Raw genomic sequence first — 19,711 nt, 5'->3', positions numbered from 1 at the left:
TCCATGAACTTCGACGCCACCCGCATGCTCTCCTTCGACCTCGAAACCACCTCCGTAAAGCCCAAAGAAGCCCGGATCGTCACCTCTGCCCTGGTGCGTATCGACGGGCGTGAAGTAGACAAGCGGGAAATGCTCGCTGACCCCGGCGTGGAGATCCCCGAGGAAGCCGCCAAGATTCACGGCATCACTACTGAGAAGGCCCGCGCGGAGGGCCGCCCGCACGAGGAGGTGCTCAAGGAGACGGTCGATTCCATCTATCAGGCCTGGGACGAGGGACTCACGCTCATCGTCTACAACGCCGCCTACGATCTCTCCGTACTGCGCGCGCTGACCGGGGACTTCACGGTCAACGGTCCGGTGTTCGATCCTTTCGTCATCGACCGCGTTAAGGACAAGTGGCGCAAGGGCAAGCGCACCTTGGAAGAGGTCTCCGCCCATTACGGCGTGGAGTTAAGTAACGCGCATGAGGCGACTGCCGACGCCCTCGCGGCCGCCCGCGTGGCCTGGAAGCAGGTGCGCCAGTACTTCCCTGAGCTAGCCCAGATGGATACCAACGAGCTCATGGAGTACCAGGCCGTCGAGTGGTACAAGGACCGGGAATCCTTCAAGAAGTACCTGGAAGGCCGCGGGCGCGACGCCTCGGACGTCTCCACCGCGTGGCCGATGATTTCTTAACTCCCCCTCACCCAAATAGCGCTTGCCAGTTTTCTAGAGTTCTGGAATTCTAGAAAACATGGAAACGACAGTCGAAGCACGCCTCGCCGAACTCGAAGCGCGCGTCGCCGCGCTGGAGGGGCGCACCACGCCCACCGACGCCGGCCCCGCATCCACCGCGGAAGAAGCCTCGGCCTACTGGCTGGTCGACGCCCTCGCACCCAACGAGCAGCTTCCCGACGGCTCCATCATCTTTGGCGGCAACATAAACGTCGGCAAGCGCACTTATGCCTATCAATGGCAGCGCCCCACGAACTTCGTCACCGACGAGGATTGGGCAGAAAACCTCGAGCGCCTATCCGCCCTTGCCCATCCAGTCCGCGGCGAAATCCTGCGCCGCCTGCTCGCCGCACCCGCGACAGCCGCAGAGCTTGTCGAAGAAGACATCGTCTCCTCTACCGGCACCGCCTACCACCACTTGAGCGCGCTGACCCATGCAGGCTGGACCACGAAGTCTGGCGGCGAGTATTCCATCCGCCCCGCCCGAGTTATCCCCCTTCTCACCATCATCACCGCGAGCGAGGACCACTAATGCGTAGAATATCCCTAGCCGTCATCGCTGCCATTGCCGTTGCAGCCATCCTGCTCATCACGGGGCCGCAAAGACTTGCTCTGGCACAAGACAAAACTGGCGACGAAGCCTTAGCTGCCCAGTTGGAAGAGCACTCAGAGTCCGGCTTCCACAACCTCACTGCCTTTACCCTCCAAGACGGCAAGGTCACCTTTGCGGGACTGGGCAGCGACGAGCACACGGAGGTCGAAATCGGCTCCGTGACCAAGATGTTCACTGGCGAACTGGCCCACCAGCTCGTCGAAGAGGAAAAACTGAGAACTGACACCACTGTGGGCGAGGTCCTCAATGTTGGCGATGCGCCCGTCGCTGACGTCACCCTCCAAGAATTGCTCGACCACACCTCTGGCCTACCGCGACTGGCGAGCGCGAGCCTCCTCAGCAATCTCGCCTCGGGTGTCACCGGCTCGAACCCCTATGAAGGCGAGACCGTAGAGGACATCGTGGCTGCCGCCAAGGAGGCCGAACTAAAAGACCGCGGTAAAGAATCCTATTCAAACCTTGGCTATGGGCTCCTGGGCCACATGCTCGAGACCGTTGACGGGCAACCTTATGAACAGATGCTCAAAGAACGCATCTTCGAGCCAGTTGGCATGACAGAGACCTATCTCATGACGCCGGGCTCAGTACCTGACGACGCTCCACGCGGCCTAACCCCCACCGGCCGCCACGCTGAGCCGTGGGAGATGGAAGGCTCCGCACCCGCGGGAGCCATCCGCTCCACGGCAAGTGACATGGCCAAGTTCGCCGAGTGGTTCATGGACAACGGCGATACCGACTACGGCTGGCAGCCTCCCAGCGAAAACAATGCTGGGTACTGGCACAACGGCGGTACATACGGTTACTCGACGATGCTCATCATCGAACCAGAGACCAAACGCGCTGCCTTCGCCAACAACGATTCCCTCGCCGGTACCGAAGACCTCGCCCAAGCTCTATTCGACGAGCTCGGATCCTAAGGAGACACCGTGTTACTCACCATCAGCATGATCGTTATCATCGCCTCCCTTCTATGGTCCGCATGGAAGGCATTCACCACCCCAGGGAAGACAGTCTCGCGCGTTGTTTCCGTAGCAATCACTGCCTTCGTTATCGTGCTCATCGGATATACCTTGCCCTGGAATGCGGACCTCCACTTCTTCTGGTGGTATGGCCTCGTCGCCGCATGTGCTGTGTACGCCGGTGCGGTGGCCTGGCGGGCTATGGATTCGAAGCCCGCAAGCACAATCTAAGTCCTCCCGTAGACTGACGTTATGACTGCTCCCGCTTACCGCACGGTCCATATCCACGACGTCAATCCCTCCGTAATTGCCACCCTTCAGAAGCGCGCTGACGCCGCTGAAGTTTCCTTGGAAAACTACCTGCGCGATCTCCTGACGACCACAGCTTCACGCCCTGAATTTTCGCCGCGTCCCAGCGTCCAGGAAAAGCTCGCGGAGCTCACCCAGCGTGACCCTATAGCTATAAACGGCGATTTTGACATCGTCGGCGCCATTCGGGCGGGGCGGGACGCCTAATTCCACCTGGGGGACGAAAGTCTCCCAAATCTCCGCTTTTAGAAAAGTCTCCCAAATCTCCCAATGCCCTAGGATTGAGACTATGTCCCCACATGAGAACCCATTCCGCCCCACCTTCGGCGTTCCACCACTCTTTTGGGTTGGGCGCACGGCAGTGCTCGACACCTTCCGGGCTGCACTCGACTCCCAGCCGGGCAGCCCGGGCCGCTCGCTCATCATCAGCGGTGCCCGCGGTATCGGTAAGACGGTTTTGCTCAATGAGCTCGAAGATATCGCTTCTAGCCGCGGGTGGATTACCCTGCGGGCCTCGGGACGCAGCTCCTTGGTGGAGGAACTCGTGGACACCACCATCCCGCGCATCATAGACAAGCTTGCCCCGGCGGATAAGAGCAAGGTCAACCGCGTCGGTATTGGCGGCCTGGCAACCATCGGCATCCAGCACAACACCGAGGAAGCCTATAAACCGACGTTGAACACCCGCCTGCGCGAGCTTTTAGGCCTGCTCAAAGGCACTGGCGTACTGCTCACCATCGATGAAGTGCAGGACGCAGACGCCGAGGACCTCACCTCCCTGGCCGTGACCTACCAAGACTTGGTGCGCGATGAGCTCGATGTCGCTATTGTCGCCGCGGGCCTTCCGCAGGGAGTCAACCGCCTGCTGGACCTGCCGGGTGTGACCTTCCTGCGCCGCGCGCAGAAGTTCGTTCTGGGGCCGCTCTCCCCCGCGAACGCCAAGGTGGCCTTCACAGAAACCGCGGCGCAGTCCGGACTCGAATTCACCGAGGATGCGGTTGCGGCTGCGGTGCGGCTGTCCCGAGGCTACCCCTACATGGTGCAGCTGGTGGGCTCATTGGCCTGGGGAAAGGCGCAGCGCGAGGGTGGAAGCCGCATCGAGGAGGGTGACGTCGCGGCAGTGTCAGCCGAGGCGATCTCGGTTCTCGGCGCCCAGGTCCACCAGCCCGCTACCCTGGCGCTTCCGCCAGCGCAGCGCCTCTTCCTCGAAGCGATGAGCGCGGTTATGGAGAACGGCACGGCGGAAATCAAGAACATCGCCGCTCACCAAGACCGGACGGTGCGCTCACTGTCGGCCACGCGCCAAAGGCTTATCGACGCCGACCTGATCGAGCCCACCGCACACGGCCAACTCCAGTTCGTCATCCCTTATATGGAGGCCTACTTCACCGCGACGGACAGCCTGGGGAGGATTGATTAAAAGGGAAATTGGGGAAGCAAAACTAGCCGCAATCCCAGTAAAAGACAGCACCATCGGCCCTGCCAGTGTTTTCGGAGCGGTACACGACAGCCTCGCCAGCCTGCATTTTCTTCAATGCGTCCGGGTGCAGAAATACGTGGGCCACACCGAGGTCACCCCACATGGCCTCGAAAGGAAGCTCTTCTTCTTCCAGATATGTGGAATCGATTTCTAGGAAGTGAACGTACCCTTCAGGCTGCGTAGGGTCTTGTGCGAAGGCTGGGAAACCGCCAAGCATAATGTCGCTTTGGTTTCTGGCTGCGGCTCGCAACTCAACCAGCTCGTCAAAGTAATCAAACTCTTCAAGAAAGTCATCGCCTTTTCTAGACTTCAAAGCCTCGTACACTGCATAGTCGGTGGGAGGGACCATTGCCACTGCACTAGACAAGGAGATCGGAGAGTTCATAACCTCCCCAAGATCCTTGCTAAACGGGGAACAAAAATCCTCGTGCTTTTCATCGAAGGCAGCAGGCTCCGCGGTATGAGGTCCAGGAAAGCTGTGGTTGCCAAAGCCTTCCGCAGGCTCAGGGATATAGCGAATTTCCATGCCATCGCCAGGCGAATCCGAATCGAAACCGCCGAAGAACGGATCAGCACCGACGAAGAGTTGAAAAATTCCTGACTCCGGAATCAATCCGTCGAGAGTTGCTTCGCTTTCCGACGCCCCCTCCGCACGCACATGACAGACAATATCGGCAAAATTTAGCTGAATGATATGGAGTAATGGCTGACCGTTCTTTGAAATGGGCCATGTCGAACCTTCCGGAAGATACGGTCTACCTCCGAAGTACGAGCCATGTTCGGTGGGAGTGCCGTTGGAGTAGGGAAGGACGACGCCTGGCTTGGCAAGTTGGATTAGGTCATCGGCATCTTCGGAGACGAGCTCTCCGGACTCGATCATCGAACGTAACGCTTTAACCTGTGCTGTGAACTCTGGCATGGCAGGTGGTTCTTTCTCTAGGACAACGAGGGATTTAATCAGGGATTATCCTTCAAAAGAAAGCATGCTGCAATAGATATCTAGCCTGTTCTGGTTCATATTCGAGGCCTAGGTCAGGTGAAAGCTCAATTAGAGATCCCCAGCATCGCGGGTGAGAATGCCGGCGGTCTCGTTAACCGAGCGCAGGGAACGAGCGGAAGCCTTGACGGGATAGACGTCGAAACGGTCGACGAGGAGCTCGCGCGGCATGCCGATGCGGTCGAGATGCCGGGCCAGCGCAATGGCCTCCGCGCGGGCATCGGAACCTTCAAGGCCCAGACCAATGCGGTGGCCCGCGTTGAGGTGCTCGCCCAAGCCGTCCAGGTGGCGCGGGGTCTCCAGACCACGGAAATCCGTGAGGAAGGTCGTGGCTGCGGGCGCGACTGACCACAGCGGCGGGGCGTGCAGGTAGTCGGCCTCGAAGACAAGGAGCTGCTCAAGAGCTACCTCATCTGGGACCGCCGGAATGGTATCGAAGTCGGTGGTGCCGGGGATTCGGCCGGCGATAACGTCTGCGAGGAGTGGTTCGTCGAGTTGGACGACGACCTCCCCGTGGAAACGGCGCGCAACATCCGCGGCGTGAGCGCGGAGGCCATAGAGAAGTGACTCCGCGAGTTCGCTAAAGGCGCCGCGGTCGGTGAGGACACGGTGGCCGTCGGAAAGCTCAATGCTCGCCGCAAGCGACCAGGGACCGAGCGCTTGCACCTTAATACGGGGCACGGTTTCGCCCCAGACTTCCTGGACCTCGTCGATATCGCGCTCCAAGCGGTCCCACGTACGCCGGGTCAGCAGCTGCGGGCGCGCTGTCATGCGCCACGAGCGCGGGCCGCGGTCGATGGAGATAGCCTCCAGCATGCTGGCCGTGCGGCCCACCGCATCCGACCCCAACCCGCGCTCGGGAAGTTGCGGGATGGCAGGGAGCTCGGTCTCCCCCATGATGATGTCCGCGGCCTCTGCGATGGAGGTACCGGGCATGGGGCCAAGGGCGAATCCCGTCATCTGTTCTCCTTCCCGAATGTTTTTCTTTTAATACCGAATCAAAGACTACTGCGACATCTATAATGCAATTCACAAACCACTAAGTCGCAGATAGTAAAGGATACTCCCGTGGCACTTGAACAGTTTTCTGGCTGGACCTTCTATTCTCCTTGCGAGATTCCGAGCGACATTCCGTCAATTCTCGCAGCCAACGAAAAGCCAATCTGCGCATTTAAAACTGTCCGAGACGCAGCGGTCTTCACTAGCCACCGATTGATTATCCGAGATTCTCAAGGTCTCACTGGAAAGAAAGTCGAAATCTATTCTCTCCCTTACTCCTCCATTAACATGTGGTCGACGGAGAATGCCGGAAAGCTCCTGGACGTAAATGCTGAACTGGAGCTCTGGACACGGGCTGGCCACTTCAAAATCAACATCGGGCCCAAAGTCGATATTCGAGCCCTCGACCGACTCATCGCCGACTGCGTGCTTCGCTAAAGCTACTCGGTCCCGCAGATGGTGCCGGAGCCCAGGACAATATCGCCCAGCTCATCCGGGCTCGGCAGATAGAGCACAGCAGCCTGGCCACGAGCCACGCCGGAGAGCGGCTCGTTCAGCTCCAGCGTCATGCGGTCGGCCTCGCGGTCCACGTGAGCGCGGCAGGGAACCACAGAACCGTGGGCGCGCACCTGCACTTCGCAGTCGAAGTCACCTTCCATAGCCGGGTGCAGGTACTTCAGGCGATCGGCCTCAATGCGGGTTACGGCCAAGTCGGCGCGCGATCCGACGGTGACGGTGCCGGTGGCAGCGTCGATGTCGGTGACGTAGCGCGGGGAGCCGTCGGCAGTCGGCGTCTTGATGTCGAGGCCCTTGCGCTGGCCGATGGTGTAGTTCCACGCGCCGTCGTGTTCCTTGAGCTCATTGCCCTCAGTGTCCACGATCATGCCGGGGCGCAGGCCGATGGAACGGCCCAGGAAGGCCTGGGTATTGCCGTCCGGAATGAAGCAGATGTCATAGGAATCCGGCTTGGCCGCCGTGGAGAAGCCATGGCGTTTGGCTTCCTCGCGGATCTGCGGCTTCGGGGTATCGCCAATCGGGAAGAAGCAGTGATCCAGCTCTTCCTTGGTGATAACACCCAGCACATAGGACTGGTCCTTGTTCTCGTCCAAGGAGCGGCGCATGTAGCCATCATCGTCGATTGTGGCGTAATGGCCCGTGGCCACCGCATCGAAGCCCAGCGCCATCCCCTTGCGCAGTAGCGCCGCGAACTTGATCTTCTCATTGCAGCGCAGGCAGGGATTCGGGGTCTCACCGCGGGCATAGGAGTCCACGAAATCGCCGATGACGGCTTCCTTGAACTCCTCAGAGAAGTCCCACACGTAGAAAGGAATGCCGAGCTTGTCGCAGATGCGACGGGCATCGGCGGAATCCTCCAAGGAGCAGCAGCCGCGTGCCTTCTCACGTGTCTGCTGCGCATCCTTGTGCAGGGCCAGGTGCACACCAATGACGTCGTGGCCCGCCTCCACCGCACGCGCGGCTGCGACCGAGGAATCGACGCCGCCGGACATGGCTACCAATACTCGCATGCTCTCCCCTTCTCGTTTCGTTATCGCCCACCAAGGCTAGTCGCGGTGCACCTCATACCCCAACACACGAACCACGCAGCCTATTCCCTAAGCTAAGAGGCACTATGGGCAGAAAGCGCAACACCACCAATTCCATCGCGGGCACCTACGAGATTTCCACCGGCGAGCTCGTCGTCGAGCCGGATCCTTTCCGCGACGGTGCCTTCATCCTCAACGTCAATGGTGTGCCATCCTCACACCTCATCCCTGAGGAACCTCGCACCCTCGAGTTTGAGTACATGCGCTGGATTGCCGCTGCGGTAGAGAACCTCGCCCCTGGCAAACGTCTGCTCCACCTGGGCGGCGGTGGCTGTTCTCCCTCGCCCGCTTTCGCTGACCTCTGCCGGATTCAACACCGCGGCTCGACGCCAAATGGCCGAGCTCATCCGGGAACTGGCCGATATTCCTTCCGCTCCTCGCGTGAAAATCCGCGCCGGCGAGGCACGCGCCGACGAGGTTTGCAACCGCTGACGTCATCATCGCGCGTTTCGCGCCGTCACGCCATCTCACTCGAAGGTTTTCCAGCACGCCCTATCCCCGGCGAGTCTTCGTTGCCAACTGCGGTGACCATTCCGATCTCCAGGGCGCGAAGGCGGAGCTAGCCGGAATGGCGGAGGTCTTTGCGCACGTCGCCGTCATCGCCGATCCTCCCATGCTTAAGGGTCGGCGCTACGGCAACATTATCCTCATCGGCTCAGACACCGAGCTGCCTGTCGACGGCTCCCCCGAAGCCGCCGCCCTGGCCAAGCCGCTCCTCTCCGGTGCGGTGCCCGCACACTTCCGCGACGAATCCTGGACCCGCCGCTTCTTTACCGGCGCGAGCCCCCGCCACGACGCCCCGGCAACCGCCGACGATTAGCGCAGGCTCTTGAGCAGGTCCGCCACCTGCTTGGAATCAAATGCCGGGATCTCCACACCCGCGGCGTGACCAGCACTGCGTGCAGCACGGCTGGCATTCTCCACGTCCTGCTCGCTGACGTTGTTGGCATCAAAGTCCTGCAGGTGCTGCGCGTTATCCAGGAAGATGGCTAGGTCGCCGACGGTGGCGTCGTTATTTGCCAGGCTCTTGAGGTCATCAACGCTAATAGCGCCGGTGTTGAGCAGCTTCTCTGCCTGCTTCACAAGCCCGGTCGGATCCACGTCTAGACCCGCATCCTTCGCGGCATCGGCCACGGCAGGAACGGCCGCCGCACCTGCTGCCAGCGCCAGGATTCCAGCAATCAGCACGCCGGCATCATCACCCAGGTCCACGCCCGGAATGACCAGGTCATCCAAGATTCCACCGAAGTCGATGTAATTGCCAGCAGAGAAAGAGTGCAGCTGCGCCTCAGTACCGTTGAAGAGGTTCAGGTCAACGTCGGTCTCGATGCCGGCTACGCGTCCGCTACCGGAGCGCTGCCAGAAGGCCAGCTTGTCCCAGCCGCCGACCGGGTCCGGTGCGGTGTCCTGGTAAGCCGCCAACCACAGCGGGTACTCGGAGAAGCGCGTGGTGTTCCCCATCTGGCCCATCCAGAAGTACTTGTAGGTGTACAGCATCGGCGTGCGGCCGGTCAGGGACTTGACCTCCGTCATGAAGGTATCAATCCAGTCAGCAAGCTGGTCGGCACTCAGCCCCTCATCAACCTCGATGTCGAGCACCGGTGGCAGGGTCTGCGTCGGCACCAGCGCGATCTGAGAGGCGAAGCTGGCCGCCTGCTGCTTGGCATCACGTGCCGGGCGCGCGTAGTGGTAGGCGCCGACCTTCAGTCCAGCGGCTGCTGCGGCGTTGGCATCGCGCACGAAGTGGTTGTTGACAAAGCCGACGCCCTCGGTGGCCTTGACAAAGGCATAGGACTGGCCATCGGACTTCACGGCATCCCAATCGATTCCGCGAAGGGACGCGTGGTTATTTCCGGAGACATCCACACCAGAAGGTGCGTAGGACGGGATGGCAACGGCAGTGGATACGGACAGCGCAAGGGCCGTTACTGCAGTAACGGCAGCGGTAACAAGGCGACGTGCATGGCTCATGCGCGCCACACTACCTCCGCTTTAACACCAATCACTGAAACAACACGCGAAACATTGAACTCTTTTGCCACACCAACAACTCAACTCCCCAACAACCGCTCCCAACAGCAGCAACCGCTGCTAAACTTCGCTTCACATCGCCACCACCCCATCAGGTGATCACGACGCCGACGAAGGACAGCGCCATGGACCAACCCACCATCGACCCACACCTTCCCAACGAGCCACAACAACCACAGACGCCCAACGCACCCCAAGCGCTCAACGCGCCCCAGGAGTCCAAAGCATCGGAACTACCTCCACGCCGCGGCTGGGAAGGAGTCTTCAACGAGAAACTCGCCCTGTGGGGCTCCGCTATCCTTCTTGCTGGCTGGGCGCTGGGGTTGCTCTCCTTGCTCATCGCAGACAGCGCTGCATCAGGCACTAATGATGCCGGGTCCTACATGTTCGGCTTCCTCGGCATTTTCGCGTTCATCGGGCTGTGTATCGCAACGCCTTTTCTCGCGACGCTCTTTGCCTTCATCGCCATCGCATCACTCGACTCTGACGTGCCAGAACGCAAACGCAACGCCAGAATCGCACTCGTGCTGGCGATACTGAGCATAGTGCCCATCGTTGTCTACTTCGGGCCAAAATACATGTTTTAGGTGCTGTCTCTGTGATGTCTAGGCCTTAACAACCTCAGCAAAAGACAGCAGCAAAGACTGATGCCGACGAAGGACAGCCCCATGGACCAGCCCACCATCGATCCTCACTGTCCCAATGAGCCTCAGCAGCCCGCTGAGCCCAAGGAATCGAAGCTGCCTCCACGCCGCGGCTTAGCAGGAGTCTTCAACGAGAGACTCGCCCTGTGGGGCTCCGCTATCCTTCTGGGGAGCTGGGCGCTGGGATTCCTTTCCTTGCTCTTAGCAGACAGCGCTGCATCAGGCCCTGATGGGGCCGCGTCCTACATGTTCGGATTCTTCGGCCTTTTCGCGTTCATCGGGCTGTGGTTTGCAACGCCTTTTCTCGCGCCCCTCTTTGCCTTCCTCGCCATCGCATCACTTGACTCTGACGTGCCCGAACGCAAGCGCAACGCCATCATCGCACTCGTGCTTTCGATCGCGTCGGTGATTCCCATCGTCGCGCACTTCGCGCCGAACTATTTGTTCTAGGTCTCGACCCTAGGTGCTGGGCTCCAGGTGCCAAGTCCAAAACCTTGATAGTTATGCAGTGCTTGGCGACGCCCCCACCCAAGCTTGCGGACCCTGATCATCCAGGAGTCCTGAGCGGGATGAGCCGCAGCCACGAGTAACCGGGCGCAGCTTATTGCATCGCTATTCGGAACCCAGCCCATCCACGATTCGCACTGTCTCCATCGCCACGCGCACGACTTTCCCAATCAGGTCCACGATGTAGCGCGGGTTTCCAACCTCATCGGCCCAATCGTTAGGGTCGTTGACGATGCCAGAAGCCTTATCCTTCTTGACCTGGTAGCGGTCAATCAGCCACGCGACTGCCGAGCGTGAGCCCAGCATGTACTCGTCGGCTTCTTCCGGGATACCGGCGATGGTCACGCGCTTGTTGTAGATCAGCTTCGTCACGTCATTGACGTTCTTGCCTGTCTCCGGGTCCTTGCGCTTGGCCCACTTCATCTTGAGCACGCGCCACGTCTCACGGTCAGCCTCATCACCCGTGACCTGAATGTCTAACGGCCACGGATCCACGGTCTCGTAGTTGACGTGAAGGGACATCAGCTCCTGCCCGGCAGCCGCGAACTTGTCGAACTCCGCACGCGAACTCGGCGTCTCAATATGCGGCAGCATCTTCTTCAAATCCGCCGCGTACTTCGTGCGGTAGACGGGGTCATGCAGCTTGCCGTAGACAAAGTGGAAGATGTCATCGCCCGTGATGTCTGAGCCCAGTGCATCGCGGTAAAGGGCCCTAATTTCATCAGTGATGTTGTCCACGCGCACGTAACCGTCGACGACCTCACCAATCGAACCGTAGACACTCGCTTCGCCTTGCTTGACGACGCCTCCCTCACCGAACAGCCCACCGTCGTCGGCTTTGACGGCGGCCCAGGTGAAGCGGGGGAAGAATTGGCTCGCGGTGAAAACATTCAGGTCAGGGAGCAGGTTTGTTGCCAAAAGACTGCCCGCAACATTTGGGTAAGGACCCGCAATCGAAAACCCAATGTTTTGATGAACTGGTGTAGGGAACATCGACGGGAGCTGATACTGCCTATCATTTAGAGCTGGCTCGAAATAAGATTTCATCCTTGTGAATGGACGATAAAGGGATGTATACATCCTCTCGCTCTTCACTTGAACCGGCTCATTATTTGCCGCCAATCGCTTGAGATTTTCGGTCCATGAAATCTGTTTAGAATCCGCATACTGCGGATGGATTTTCAAAAATCTAGTGGTATCTGAAGCATTCGGATCAGTGACGGTGTTCTCTCCAAACCATGTCTGCAGAACAGGGAGGGCTTTGGCGTAGGAATCGGTCAGTTGAGTTAACTGTGAGAGCAAAAGGTTTCCGGTTTGGGCATAGGCCCAAGCATCGCGAGCTGTAGACAAGCCGCGCGAATGACTTTTAAAGATCTTTGTTGAATCCCCCTTCTTTTCGCTTATAACCGGCCAAGTCTCGAACTCCTCCGACCGCTGGTTTAGCCAGTCGCCTTCCTTGTTCGGCGCAATCTGTTGCCATTCCATGTGTTCCACGGTCGAGTTTTCAACGATCTCAAGTTTCTCTGTCGCTGAGAGGTAGTCGCCGATGTCCCGATAATGCAAGTCAAAGCGAGACTTCAAAGGGTCCTTCACACCAATCGTGATGGCCACGGTATTACGAGACCCCGAGCCGAAAACTTTGCCGCCTTCTTTGCGTGATTGTTCACCCGCGGTTCGCTGGTTACCACGAAGATTAAACACATAGAGGTCAGTGAAATCCTCTGCCATCGACAAACGCACCCCATCGCCGGTGTTGCCGTCAATCCATCCACCGTTAGAGACGAACGCGACGACGCCCTGGTCGCCAATGCGGTCGGTAGCCCAGCGGAAAGCTCGAAGGTAGGAATCGTAGAGCGAGTTCTTATTGGTCGCAGTGGACTTCGCGGCGTATGTCTCTGCAATCCGCTTATCCAGGCTCGGGTACTTCAGGTTCGCGTTGAGGTCATTCGCGGACTTCTGCCCTGCGGAGTACGGCGGATTACCAATCACGACGTTGATGGGCGCCTTCTTCTGACGCTCGATGGTCTCGTTGTTCTCGCGGAAGATGTTGAGGTCCGGGATGTCGCCTTCCTCGTGGATTTGGAAGGTATCGGCCAGCGCGATGTTGGTGAAAGGCACGTACTCGGGTGCGGGTTCGCCGTTGCGCAGGGCTGCCTCTTCGCGCAGGGCGTTGTAGGTGGTCTCAATATTCACCGCTGAAACGTAGTAGGCCAGCAGCATGATCTCAGTGGCGAAGAGCTCGTTGGCGTACTTGCGGCCGAGGTCTTCTGGCTTGATGAGGCCAGACTGGAGCAGGCGGACCGTGAAGGTGGAGGTGCCGGCGAAGGGGTCAAGAATGCACACGCCCTCATCTGTCAATCCCTTGCCGAAGTGCTTCTTGGATACATCGTCGGCAGCACGCAGGATGAAATCGACAATCTCGACTGGGGTGTAAACGATGCCAAGGGCCTCAGATTGCTTCTTGAAGGCCTTGCGGAAGAAGCGCTCGTAAAGCTCCTTGATGACTTGCTGCTTACCGGAGGCAGAGTTCACCTCAGAAGCACGGACGCGGACGGACTCGTAGAACTTCTCCAGGGACTCGGTTTCGGTATCGAGGTTTGCCTTGGACAAAGCCTTGACCATCTTCTCCATGACCTGAGCCACGGGGTTGTGGGTGATGAAGTCATGGTTCTCAAAGAGCGCGTTAAAGACCGGTGCCGTGATGAGGTGCTGCGAGAGCATCGAGATGGCGTCTTCTTCGCTGATGCCATCGTTGAGGTTGTTGCGCAGGCCTTCCACGAAGCTGTCGAATTCGGTGCGGAGGGAGCCATCGGCGCCGTCGAGAAGGGCCTTGATGCGGGTGATTTGGTTCTCCGCGATGGTGGCGACATCGTCGGCCCAGTCCTCCCAATAGGTGCGGGTGCCGACCTTGTCCACCAGCTTGGTGTAGATGGCTTCCTGCCACTGTTCCAGAGAGAACAAGGCAATCTGCTGGGTCACGGTTGAGTTATCAGCCAACGGCTCAGGGGATTTGGTTTCATCCGCTTCCTTGAGCTTCTCAGTGTCGCTCTTCTCGTCATCCCCTGGCACGTGGACGACGTCGATTGGCAGGTCTTCTTGTCCCGCAGTGCCGTTAAGAGCAATCGAATTAATCTTCGCGTTGAAGCGGTCATCGTGGGCGCGCAGCGCGTTGAGGATCTGCCAGACCACCTTGAAGCGCTGGTTGTCGTTGAGTGCTTCGGCCGGGGAGACGTTGCTGGCCACGGCCACGGGCAGGATAATGTAGCCGTAGTCTTTGCCTTCGGACTTGCGCATGACGCGGCCGACGGACTGGACCACGTCCACCATGGAGTTGCGGGGGTTGAAGAAGATGACGGCGTCCAGCGCCGGGACGTCTACACCCTCAGAAAGACAGCGCGCATTGGTGAGCATGCGCGACTGTTGCCCCCCCCCCTGAAGGAGCCTCCAGCCACGAAAGCTTGGTGCCGCGCTCCATGGCATTCATGCCGCCGTCGACGTGCTGGGCGGCGACGTGGAGATCGACGTTGGTGAGGGAGACGTCGTTAAGCACTGCCTTTTCTTTGAGCAGTTCCTGGTGAGTGCCGATGAGTGACGGGTATGTCTCCGCAATGAGTTGGGAGGTCTTGATGTCCTTGGCAAATGCCACGGCGCGCTGCATGGGCTGGGCGTCTTCCTCAAAGCCGCCCTTCTTGCCCTGCAATTCACCGGAGCGCTTGGCCAGGCCGTTCCAGGCGCCGATCATGGCGGAGGCTAGTGAAAGGTTGACCTGGTTGTTCTCACTGTGGGCCATGGCTTGGGCGGCCACGGATTCATCCACGGTCATAACAAGCACCTTGTAGTCCGTGAGCAGACCCTTGTCCACGGCCTCGCCGAAACCGAGGCGATAGAACTCCGGGCCGTAGATGGCTTCATCATCCATAGAGGCCAGCTCCGCGGAGTGCTCTTCGGCCTTGCCCTTGACGGCTTCGTCGTAGAGGCGCGGGGTGGCCGTCATGTAGAGGCGCTTGGCGGCCTTGATGTAGTCGGCGTCGTGGACGCGGACGAAGTTGCTGGCGTCCTCATTAGCCAAGGTGATGCCGGTGGTGCGGTGGGCTTCATCGCAGATGACGAGGTCAAAATAATCGAGGCCCACCTGCTGGGCATCGTGCACCGCCTGGATGGACTGGTAGGTGGAAAAGACGATGTTGAGCCCCTTGGCGCGCTTGCCGGATTCAAAACGCGTGGTGATGTCCTTGCCTTCGGTGGAGACTGGCACCTCAAGGTCATAGACGGCGATGTCTTCAGCCTTCTTGGAAACCTTGCTATCGGAGCACACCGCGAAGGCGCGCATGTCGAGGCGGCCCTGGGCGGTCCACTCCTTCAGAGTTTGGGAGAGCAAGGAGATGGACGGCACGAGGAAGAGGATGCGGGCCTTGCCGCCGTTGTCCTCAGCAACGCGCTCTGCTAGGCGCAGGGCGGTGAAGGTTTTACCAGTGCCGCAAGCCATGATGAGCTTGCCGCGGTCATGGGTCTTGAAGCCTTCGATGGCTTTGTCGATGGCCGCCTGCTGGTGTGGGCGGGGCTCGAAGGTCTCACGCTGGGAGAGGTTAATCTGGATGGTCTTATCGCGCACCTCTGAACCTGGGAAGGCCACGTCCCAGTTGATGGGTGATTCCGCGATGGCGGAAATGCCAATGCGGCTGGTGGGAATGATTTGGTTGGCCAGGGCGTCCTCCGCATGGGAGGACCAGTGGTCCGTGGTGGAGATGATGAGGCGGCTACCAAAGTGCTGGCGGCCCTCTTCCGTTTCGAAGGAGTGACCGGAGGCTTCGAAGAAGGAATCCAGGTGGGACTTCTGGATGCGTGCCTTGGAGTCATAGAACTTGCACTGGATGGCGGTCCACGTGCCGTCATCCACGCGGCGGGCCACCAAGTCGATGCCGGTGTCAGCCTTGCCGCCGTTGTAGCGCCAATCCGTCCAGCGGCAGACCTCATCGAATTGGTTCTTTAAGGTCGGGTCGGTCTTGAAATAGTTGACCATCAGCTTCTCAAAGGCAATGCCGTACTTTGCCTTTGGTTGGTTTTCACGCAGCTGGTCTAGGACCTCAGAGAACTTCGACATGAGAACATTGTGCCCGAAGGTGTGCACGAGGTTCTGTCAACACACTGGTCTTAGCGTGGATCTGCTTTGCTGGGTTCCGTTGCGCTTTGCTCCGCTTTGGCTTGCTTGCGCTCAGCCAACCACGTCTTCACAGCTCGGGCGGCGTCGGCTGCGCGCATGTCGGGCACGTAGGCGTGTACAACGGCTAGTCCAATGGCGGGCAGTGCCAGCTCATCGTTGTAGGCCAGGTACCACTTGTGTTCTTCCGGCTGGAATTTGTGCTTGGAGGCGGCCAGGCTGCGGAAGCCGTAGAGGGGCTCCATTTCTTCGCCGAGGCGGGTGAGGAGGGCGTCGAGAAGCCCGGGCTCCTCCGGTGTTCCTGACAGGGGCGCACCGGAGAGCGAAATCCAGGCGCAGCCTTCGCCGGCGGCGATGATCATGGCCTCAGAAATGAGCAGCTCGATAGCGCCTTTGAAGCCGTGGTCGGCGCGGCGCATGACGTCGAGGGTGTAGCCCACCACGCTTCCGTTCTCACGGACAGGCAGCCAAGAGGTCACGCCGTGCAACGTGCCGTCCTCCCCCAGTGCGAGCAACAGCTTGGTGCCTTCCTCCCGCAGCTCGGTGACACCGCCCAAAGTAAAGCCCATCTCCGGGAGAGCCTTGTCGGAGACCCATTCCTCGGAGAGCTCCGCAATTTTGTTGCGGGTGGCAAGATCGAGGTCCTTCCACTCCGTCCACAGCGTGGTCACCCCCTCTTTGCCGGCCTTGTTGCGAGCGGTGCGAATGTTCTGGTATTTCTTTCCCTTGAACTCGGTGTTAGAGGTGTCCAAGACGGCTTCCTCAGCTACTTCGAGGCGGCGAAAGCCGGGGCGGGTAAAGCTTTCCCTAACCGAGTACCAGGCCGGGCGCCCGCCTTGTTCGCGCGCGAAGTCCTCGAAGGCGGATGCGGTGGCTTGCGGGTCATTGCCTACTGGCTCGCCGAGGCTGAGCGCAATCCCGTTGTGGACGCGGTAGGCCACGTAGTTGCTGTCGTTAAAGAAGTAGCGGTTCCCCTTCCACAGGGTCATGGCGGAGAGGTGGTCACCACTGCCCTGTTCCAGGATGGCGCGGGCACGCTCGCGGGCCTCAGCGGCCTCAGGGTTAGCCGGCGTGGCAAACATGCGGTAAGCAACCCACGCTGCGTACATCCAGAATAGAGTGCCGGCCCACTCGTAGAGGGCCCAGGTCAGCCACGTGGTCGGTGCAAGTTCGAGCGGGAGCAGAGTGGCCACGACTGGTCGGACGTAGCGCAGCGGGAGTTCGGCGAGGATAGTGCCGACAGTGGCTGACAAGACGAATCCGTCCTTGAGAAGTAGTGCGCCGACTCCCCAGAGAGCGGCTGTGAGGGCGAAGGCAGCAGCGATTTTGCCAGCGGCCTGGCCCAGCGCACCTGCGCTTTCGTGAATGTGGAACACGCGGTGATTCCAGATTAGTACGAGGAGGCAGGTGGCCCAGGGCAGGACCACGGCCGCTAGGTTGACGCCGTAGAGCACAAGGCCTTCTTGGCTAAAGTCCCACAGCTGAGCTAGAAGCACAGCGATGACGAGTACCTGGGTAAGGACGGATAGCAACCAAGCAAGACGGCGTCCGCGGATGAGGCCGAAGCACAGTACGAGTTGGATGATGAGCGGCATGACGCTGGCGATGGCCGGACCCACGCCGTGGACGCGGGCAACGTCGAGGGCGGCTTGGCAGGCCTGGCTTATAGGGTCAGTTTGGCAGAGCTCAGTGGCGTGATAAGCAGCAGAGTTGAAGGACCACATCAGTCGGGTGACTGGGCTGAAGGGCCCTTCGGCCAGCGAGTCAAGGGCCACGAAGGCTGGGCCAATGGCTACCACGCCCAAGATGAGCGCGGTGAGCACGCGGCGTTCAGGCACCGAGGCGCGGTGGAAGGCAGTGGGGCGCTGGGCATTTGTGCGAGGCGCAAAGACACTCCACGCGATACCGGCGGCGATGGAGAGCACCGAGGCGGTGACGCCGAGAACATCGCTCAACGTACCGCCATACAGGGCCATGGTGAGAGTCAAGGCAAGGATGCTGAGGCGTACGCGGCGCTGCCAGAGGCGCGGCATCCACGCAGAAGCGAAGCCGGCAGTACCCACGATGAAACCGATGGGTGATAAGTCAGTGGAGCTCAGAAGATCATCGCCCCAGCGGTTTAGCCCGAGCACTTCGATGCCGTGGGCGGCTACGTAGGCCAAGGGAACGGAGATAAGCTGCGTGACGATACCAACGGCGAGAGTGCGCAGGGAACCTAGCCGGTATTCCGAAGGAAGAACGAAAGCTAGGGCCATGAGGGTGAGTGCCACAACTGCGCCGAAGGTACGACCGGTCAGGCCGATCGTTTGCGTAATGCCCGCCAGCCCTGGAACCGCGTAGGTCACGATGACCAATACCCACATCAGAAGGATCAACACCCACGTCACCGGAATGCGCCGCGCGAGGTGTCGGAAGTTGTTAGCGCTGAAGATCTGCATCTTGGACTCCATCAAAAGGATCGTTCACATCTTTCAAACCACCTTGGCGGGCGATCCAGGCGAAAGTTTCGCGCAGAGCCGGGCGCCACACCTCGAAGGAATGCCCACCCGGGCGGGTGGTGTAGAAAGTCCGCATGCCGGCGGCGCGGGCGGCATCACTCAACTGGCTGAGTGCTTTCACCGCGTTAGTGTCGCGGTTGCCGGCGATTAAGATGGCCTGGTGGTCGGGGTACTTCTTCGTTGCCAGCAAGTGTGCGGGATTAGCGGCTTGGTAGGCGGCTTCATCGCCACCATAGAACTTGGACACGGTGGCGGCGTGGTTTCCAATAGTGGGTTCGGCCTCGCCGGAGATGTCCACTGCCTGGCCATAGGCTTCGGGATGATTGGTGAGGATCTGCAGAGAGCAGGTTCCGCCGTATGACAAACCAGCGACGGTCCAATGTTGTTGATTCTCGTCGACACGGAAAGCGGTTTTGATTCCTGTCGGCACGTCGGTTGTTAGGTAGGTCATGACCTTGGCCACGGAGGTGTCCGCGCAGATGGGATTGGCGGTCTCACTGCCGGTGGCGTCGACCGCCACGACGATGGGGCTTAGTCCCCCATTGGCGCGTTGGAAGGCATCGGCGGTTTCGGCCGCCTCGCCGGAGCCGAACCACTGCTCGGGCCCACCCGGGTTGCCGTGGAGCAGGACTAGGACGGGAAGATTCATATCCTTCTTGCTCCAATAGGCCGGCGGGATATAGGCCGTGGCCTGGCGCGCGCTGAACCCTGAGGTGGTACCCGGAAGATCCACGTGCACAATCGCAGCGGAATCCGCGGACTTCATGGCCTTGAATTGGCCGTAGTCCATCTCTTGGGCTACCGGCGTGGGATCGAGCGAGGCGATGTCCGGATAGGACTGGTACTCCATATTGGCCAGGCCGGCCACCGCAAGTGCCGAGAATGCTGCTATCACGGCCATAAGGACACGACGGCCCGCGTGGTGAATGAGGGAGATGAGCGCCGCGATGGGTACGAGCCCAGCCACGAAAAGGTAGAACGGGACGTCCCAATGCTTAAGCGCGAAGTAGGCCACGGTAGCAATGACTGCGGCGAGAAGGAAGGACACGAAGTCGCGCTTGCGCAGGCGCCACGCAATGAGCAGCGCGCTGATGACCAAGATAGCAATGTAGATCCCGCCGTTCACGGGGTCAGTCAGCGGCAAGCCCAGTACGGACTGGATGAAGTTATTCACGGATTAAACATAGACCCACGCCGA

15 protein-coding genes and 2 pseudogenes are annotated in these 19,711 nt (G+C 59.8%); 10 read left to right on the top strand and 7 right to left on the bottom strand.

All coding sequences use genetic code 11. From position 1 onward, the window contains the following. The first annotated feature begins 3 nt into the window (after window positions 1-3). From HWX44_RS01035 to HWX44_RS01010, 6 genes are all read left to right on the top strand, one after another. Window positions 4-675 carry a 3'-5' exonuclease gene (locus HWX44_RS01035; protein WP_175972870.1) on the top strand — a complete coding sequence of 224 codons (672 nt, stop codon included), beginning with the start codon at window positions 4-6 and terminating at the stop codon, window positions 673-675. Between the two features lie 58 nt (window positions 676-733). Next, window positions 734-1,246, top strand: coding sequence for an ArsR/SmtB family transcription factor (locus HWX44_RS01030; protein ID WP_175972869.1), 513 nt, complete (start codon window positions 734-736; stop codon window positions 1,244-1,246). Further along, complete coding sequence (locus tag HWX44_RS01025; protein ID WP_175972868.1) at window positions 1,246-2,244, top strand: serine hydrolase domain-containing protein; 999 nt, start codon at window positions 1,246-1,248, stop codon at window positions 2,242-2,244. Before HWX44_RS01030 ends, HWX44_RS01025 begins: the two co-directional genes overlap by 1 nt. A 9-nt stretch (window positions 2,245-2,253) precedes the next feature. Beyond that, a complete protein-coding gene (locus HWX44_RS01020) occupies window positions 2,254-2,517 on the top strand; it encodes a hypothetical protein (RefSeq protein WP_070681093.1) in 264 nt (87 codons plus the stop codon). A gap of 21 nt (window positions 2,518-2,538) precedes the next feature. Then, entirely contained in the window at window positions 2,539-2,802 is a 264-nt protein-coding gene (locus HWX44_RS01015; protein ID WP_049157232.1) for a hypothetical protein, read from the top strand. A gap of 82 nt (window positions 2,803-2,884) precedes the next feature. After that, entirely contained in the window at window positions 2,885-4,015 is a 1,131-nt protein-coding gene (locus tag HWX44_RS01010) for an ATP-binding protein (protein WP_046649331.1), read from the top strand. A 22-nt stretch (window positions 4,016-4,037) separates the two neighbouring features. Here the strand turns inward: HWX44_RS01010 and HWX44_RS01005 are convergent, their stop codons facing one another. Together HWX44_RS01005 and HWX44_RS01000 are read right to left on the bottom strand one after the other, a co-directional pair. Next, a complete protein-coding gene (locus HWX44_RS01005) occupies window positions 4,038-4,994 on the bottom strand; it encodes a DUF1963 domain-containing protein (protein ID WP_046649330.1) in 957 nt (318 codons plus the stop codon). Between the two features lie 129 nt (window positions 4,995-5,123). Next, the gene (locus tag HWX44_RS01000) at window positions 5,124-6,032 is read right to left on the bottom strand and encodes a methionine synthase (protein WP_046649329.1); all 909 of its coding nucleotides are present in this window, start codon (window positions 6,030-6,032) and stop codon (window positions 5,124-5,126) included. 108 nt (window positions 6,033-6,140) lie between these two features. Here HWX44_RS01000 and HWX44_RS00995 point away from each other — a divergent pair, with 108 nt between their 5' ends. Then, window positions 6,141-6,509 (top strand): PH domain-containing protein, encoded by a 369-nt coding sequence (locus tag HWX44_RS00995; RefSeq protein ID WP_046649328.1) that lies wholly within the window; start codon window positions 6,141-6,143, stop codon window positions 6,507-6,509. A gap of 2 nt (window positions 6,510-6,511) precedes the next feature. Here HWX44_RS00995 and mnmA read toward each other — a convergent pair whose 3' ends face one another. Further along, the gene (mnmA, locus tag HWX44_RS00990) at window positions 6,512-7,597 is read right to left on the bottom strand and encodes a tRNA 2-thiouridine(34) synthase MnmA (RefSeq protein WP_175972867.1); all 1,086 of its coding nucleotides are present in this window, start codon (window positions 7,595-7,597) and stop codon (window positions 6,512-6,514) included. A gap of 104 nt (window positions 7,598-7,701) precedes the next feature. Between mnmA and HWX44_RS00985 the strand changes: the two are divergent. Then, a pseudogene (locus tag HWX44_RS00985) lies at window positions 7,702-8,495 on the top strand (spermidine synthase). On the opposite strand, the gene HWX44_RS00980 reads toward HWX44_RS00985, so the two are convergent. Then, window positions 8,492-9,646: a glycoside hydrolase family 25 protein gene (locus HWX44_RS00980; protein ID WP_175972866.1), complete on the bottom strand. Its 1,155-nt coding sequence runs from the start codon at window positions 9,644-9,646 to the stop codon at window positions 8,492-8,494. The pseudogene HWX44_RS00985 and the gene HWX44_RS00980 overlap by 4 nt on opposite strands. A gap of 185 nt (window positions 9,647-9,831) precedes the next feature. On the opposite strand from HWX44_RS00980, the gene HWX44_RS00975 reads away from it, so the two are divergent. Together HWX44_RS00975 and HWX44_RS00970 are read left to right on the top strand one after the other, a co-directional pair. After that, window positions 9,832-10,293, top strand: coding sequence for a hypothetical protein (locus HWX44_RS00975; RefSeq protein WP_102233848.1), 462 nt, complete (start codon window positions 9,832-9,834; stop codon window positions 10,291-10,293). Between the two features lie 81 nt (window positions 10,294-10,374). Further along, entirely contained in the window at window positions 10,375-10,800 is a 426-nt protein-coding gene (locus HWX44_RS00970) for a hypothetical protein (protein ID WP_175972865.1), read from the top strand. A 162-nt stretch (window positions 10,801-10,962) separates the two neighbouring features. On the opposite strand, the pseudogene HWX44_RS00965 reads toward HWX44_RS00970, so the two are convergent. From HWX44_RS00965 to HWX44_RS00955, 3 genes and pseudogenes are all read right to left on the bottom strand, one after another. After that, window positions 10,963-15,958: pseudogene (locus HWX44_RS00965) on the bottom strand (DEAD/DEAH box helicase). Window positions 15,959-16,008: 50 nt separating this feature from the next. Next, on the bottom strand, window positions 16,009-18,453 hold the full coding sequence (locus HWX44_RS00960; protein WP_175972864.1) for a DUF2156 domain-containing protein: 2,445 nt from the start codon (window positions 18,451-18,453) through the stop codon (window positions 16,009-16,011). Continuing rightward, entirely contained in the window at window positions 18,434-19,687 is a 1,254-nt protein-coding gene (locus HWX44_RS00955) for an alpha/beta hydrolase (protein ID WP_175972863.1), read from the bottom strand. The genes HWX44_RS00960 and HWX44_RS00955 overlap by 20 nt, the downstream gene beginning before the upstream one ends. Window positions 19,688-19,711 lie beyond the last annotated feature (24 nt).

Origin of the sequence: Corynebacterium sp. Marseille-Q2823 (assembly GCF_903645345.1) — a bacterium.
Lineage (GTDB): Bacteria > Actinomycetota > Actinomycetes > Mycobacteriales > Mycobacteriaceae > Corynebacterium > Corynebacterium hiratae.
This window is presented reverse-complemented; position numbering and strand designations above follow the sequence as displayed.

Excerpts from the sequence above, each read along its gene's own strand:
- HWX44_RS01035 (WP_175972870.1), top strand. The coding sequence starts at position 4 with ATGAACTTCGACGCCACCCGCATGCTCTCCTTCGACCTCGAAACCACC.
- HWX44_RS01030 (WP_175972869.1), top strand. The coding sequence starts at position 734 with ATGGAAACGACAGTCGAAGCACGCCTCGCCGAACTCGAAGCGCGCGTC.
- HWX44_RS01025 (WP_175972868.1), top strand. The coding sequence starts at position 1,246 with ATGCGTAGAATATCCCTAGCCGTCATCGCTGCCATTGCCGTTGCAGCC.
- HWX44_RS01015 (WP_049157232.1), top strand. The coding sequence starts at position 2,539 with ATGACTGCTCCCGCTTACCGCACGGTCCATATCCACGACGTCAATCCC.
- HWX44_RS01010 (WP_046649331.1), top strand. The coding sequence starts at position 2,885 with ATGTCCCCACATGAGAACCCATTCCGCCCCACCTTCGGCGTTCCACCA.
- HWX44_RS01005 (WP_046649330.1), bottom strand. The coding sequence starts at position 4,994 with ATGCCAGAGTTCACAGCACAGGTTAAAGCGTTACGTTCGATGATCGAG.
- HWX44_RS01000 (WP_046649329.1), bottom strand. The coding sequence starts at position 6,032 with ATGACGGGATTCGCCCTTGGCCCCATGCCCGGTACCTCCATCGCAGAG.
- mnmA (WP_175972867.1), bottom strand. The coding sequence starts at position 7,597 with ATGCGAGTATTGGTAGCCATGTCCGGCGGCGTCGATTCCTCGGTCGCA.
- HWX44_RS00980 (WP_175972866.1), bottom strand. The coding sequence starts at position 9,646 with ATGAGCCATGCACGTCGCCTTGTTACCGCTGCCGTTACTGCAGTAACG.
- HWX44_RS00975 (WP_102233848.1), top strand. The coding sequence starts at position 9,832 with ATGGACCAACCCACCATCGACCCACACCTTCCCAACGAGCCACAACAA.
- HWX44_RS00970 (WP_175972865.1), top strand. The coding sequence starts at position 10,375 with ATGGACCAGCCCACCATCGATCCTCACTGTCCCAATGAGCCTCAGCAG.
- HWX44_RS00960 (WP_175972864.1), bottom strand. The coding sequence starts at position 18,453 with ATGCAGATCTTCAGCGCTAACAACTTCCGACACCTCGCGCGGCGCATT.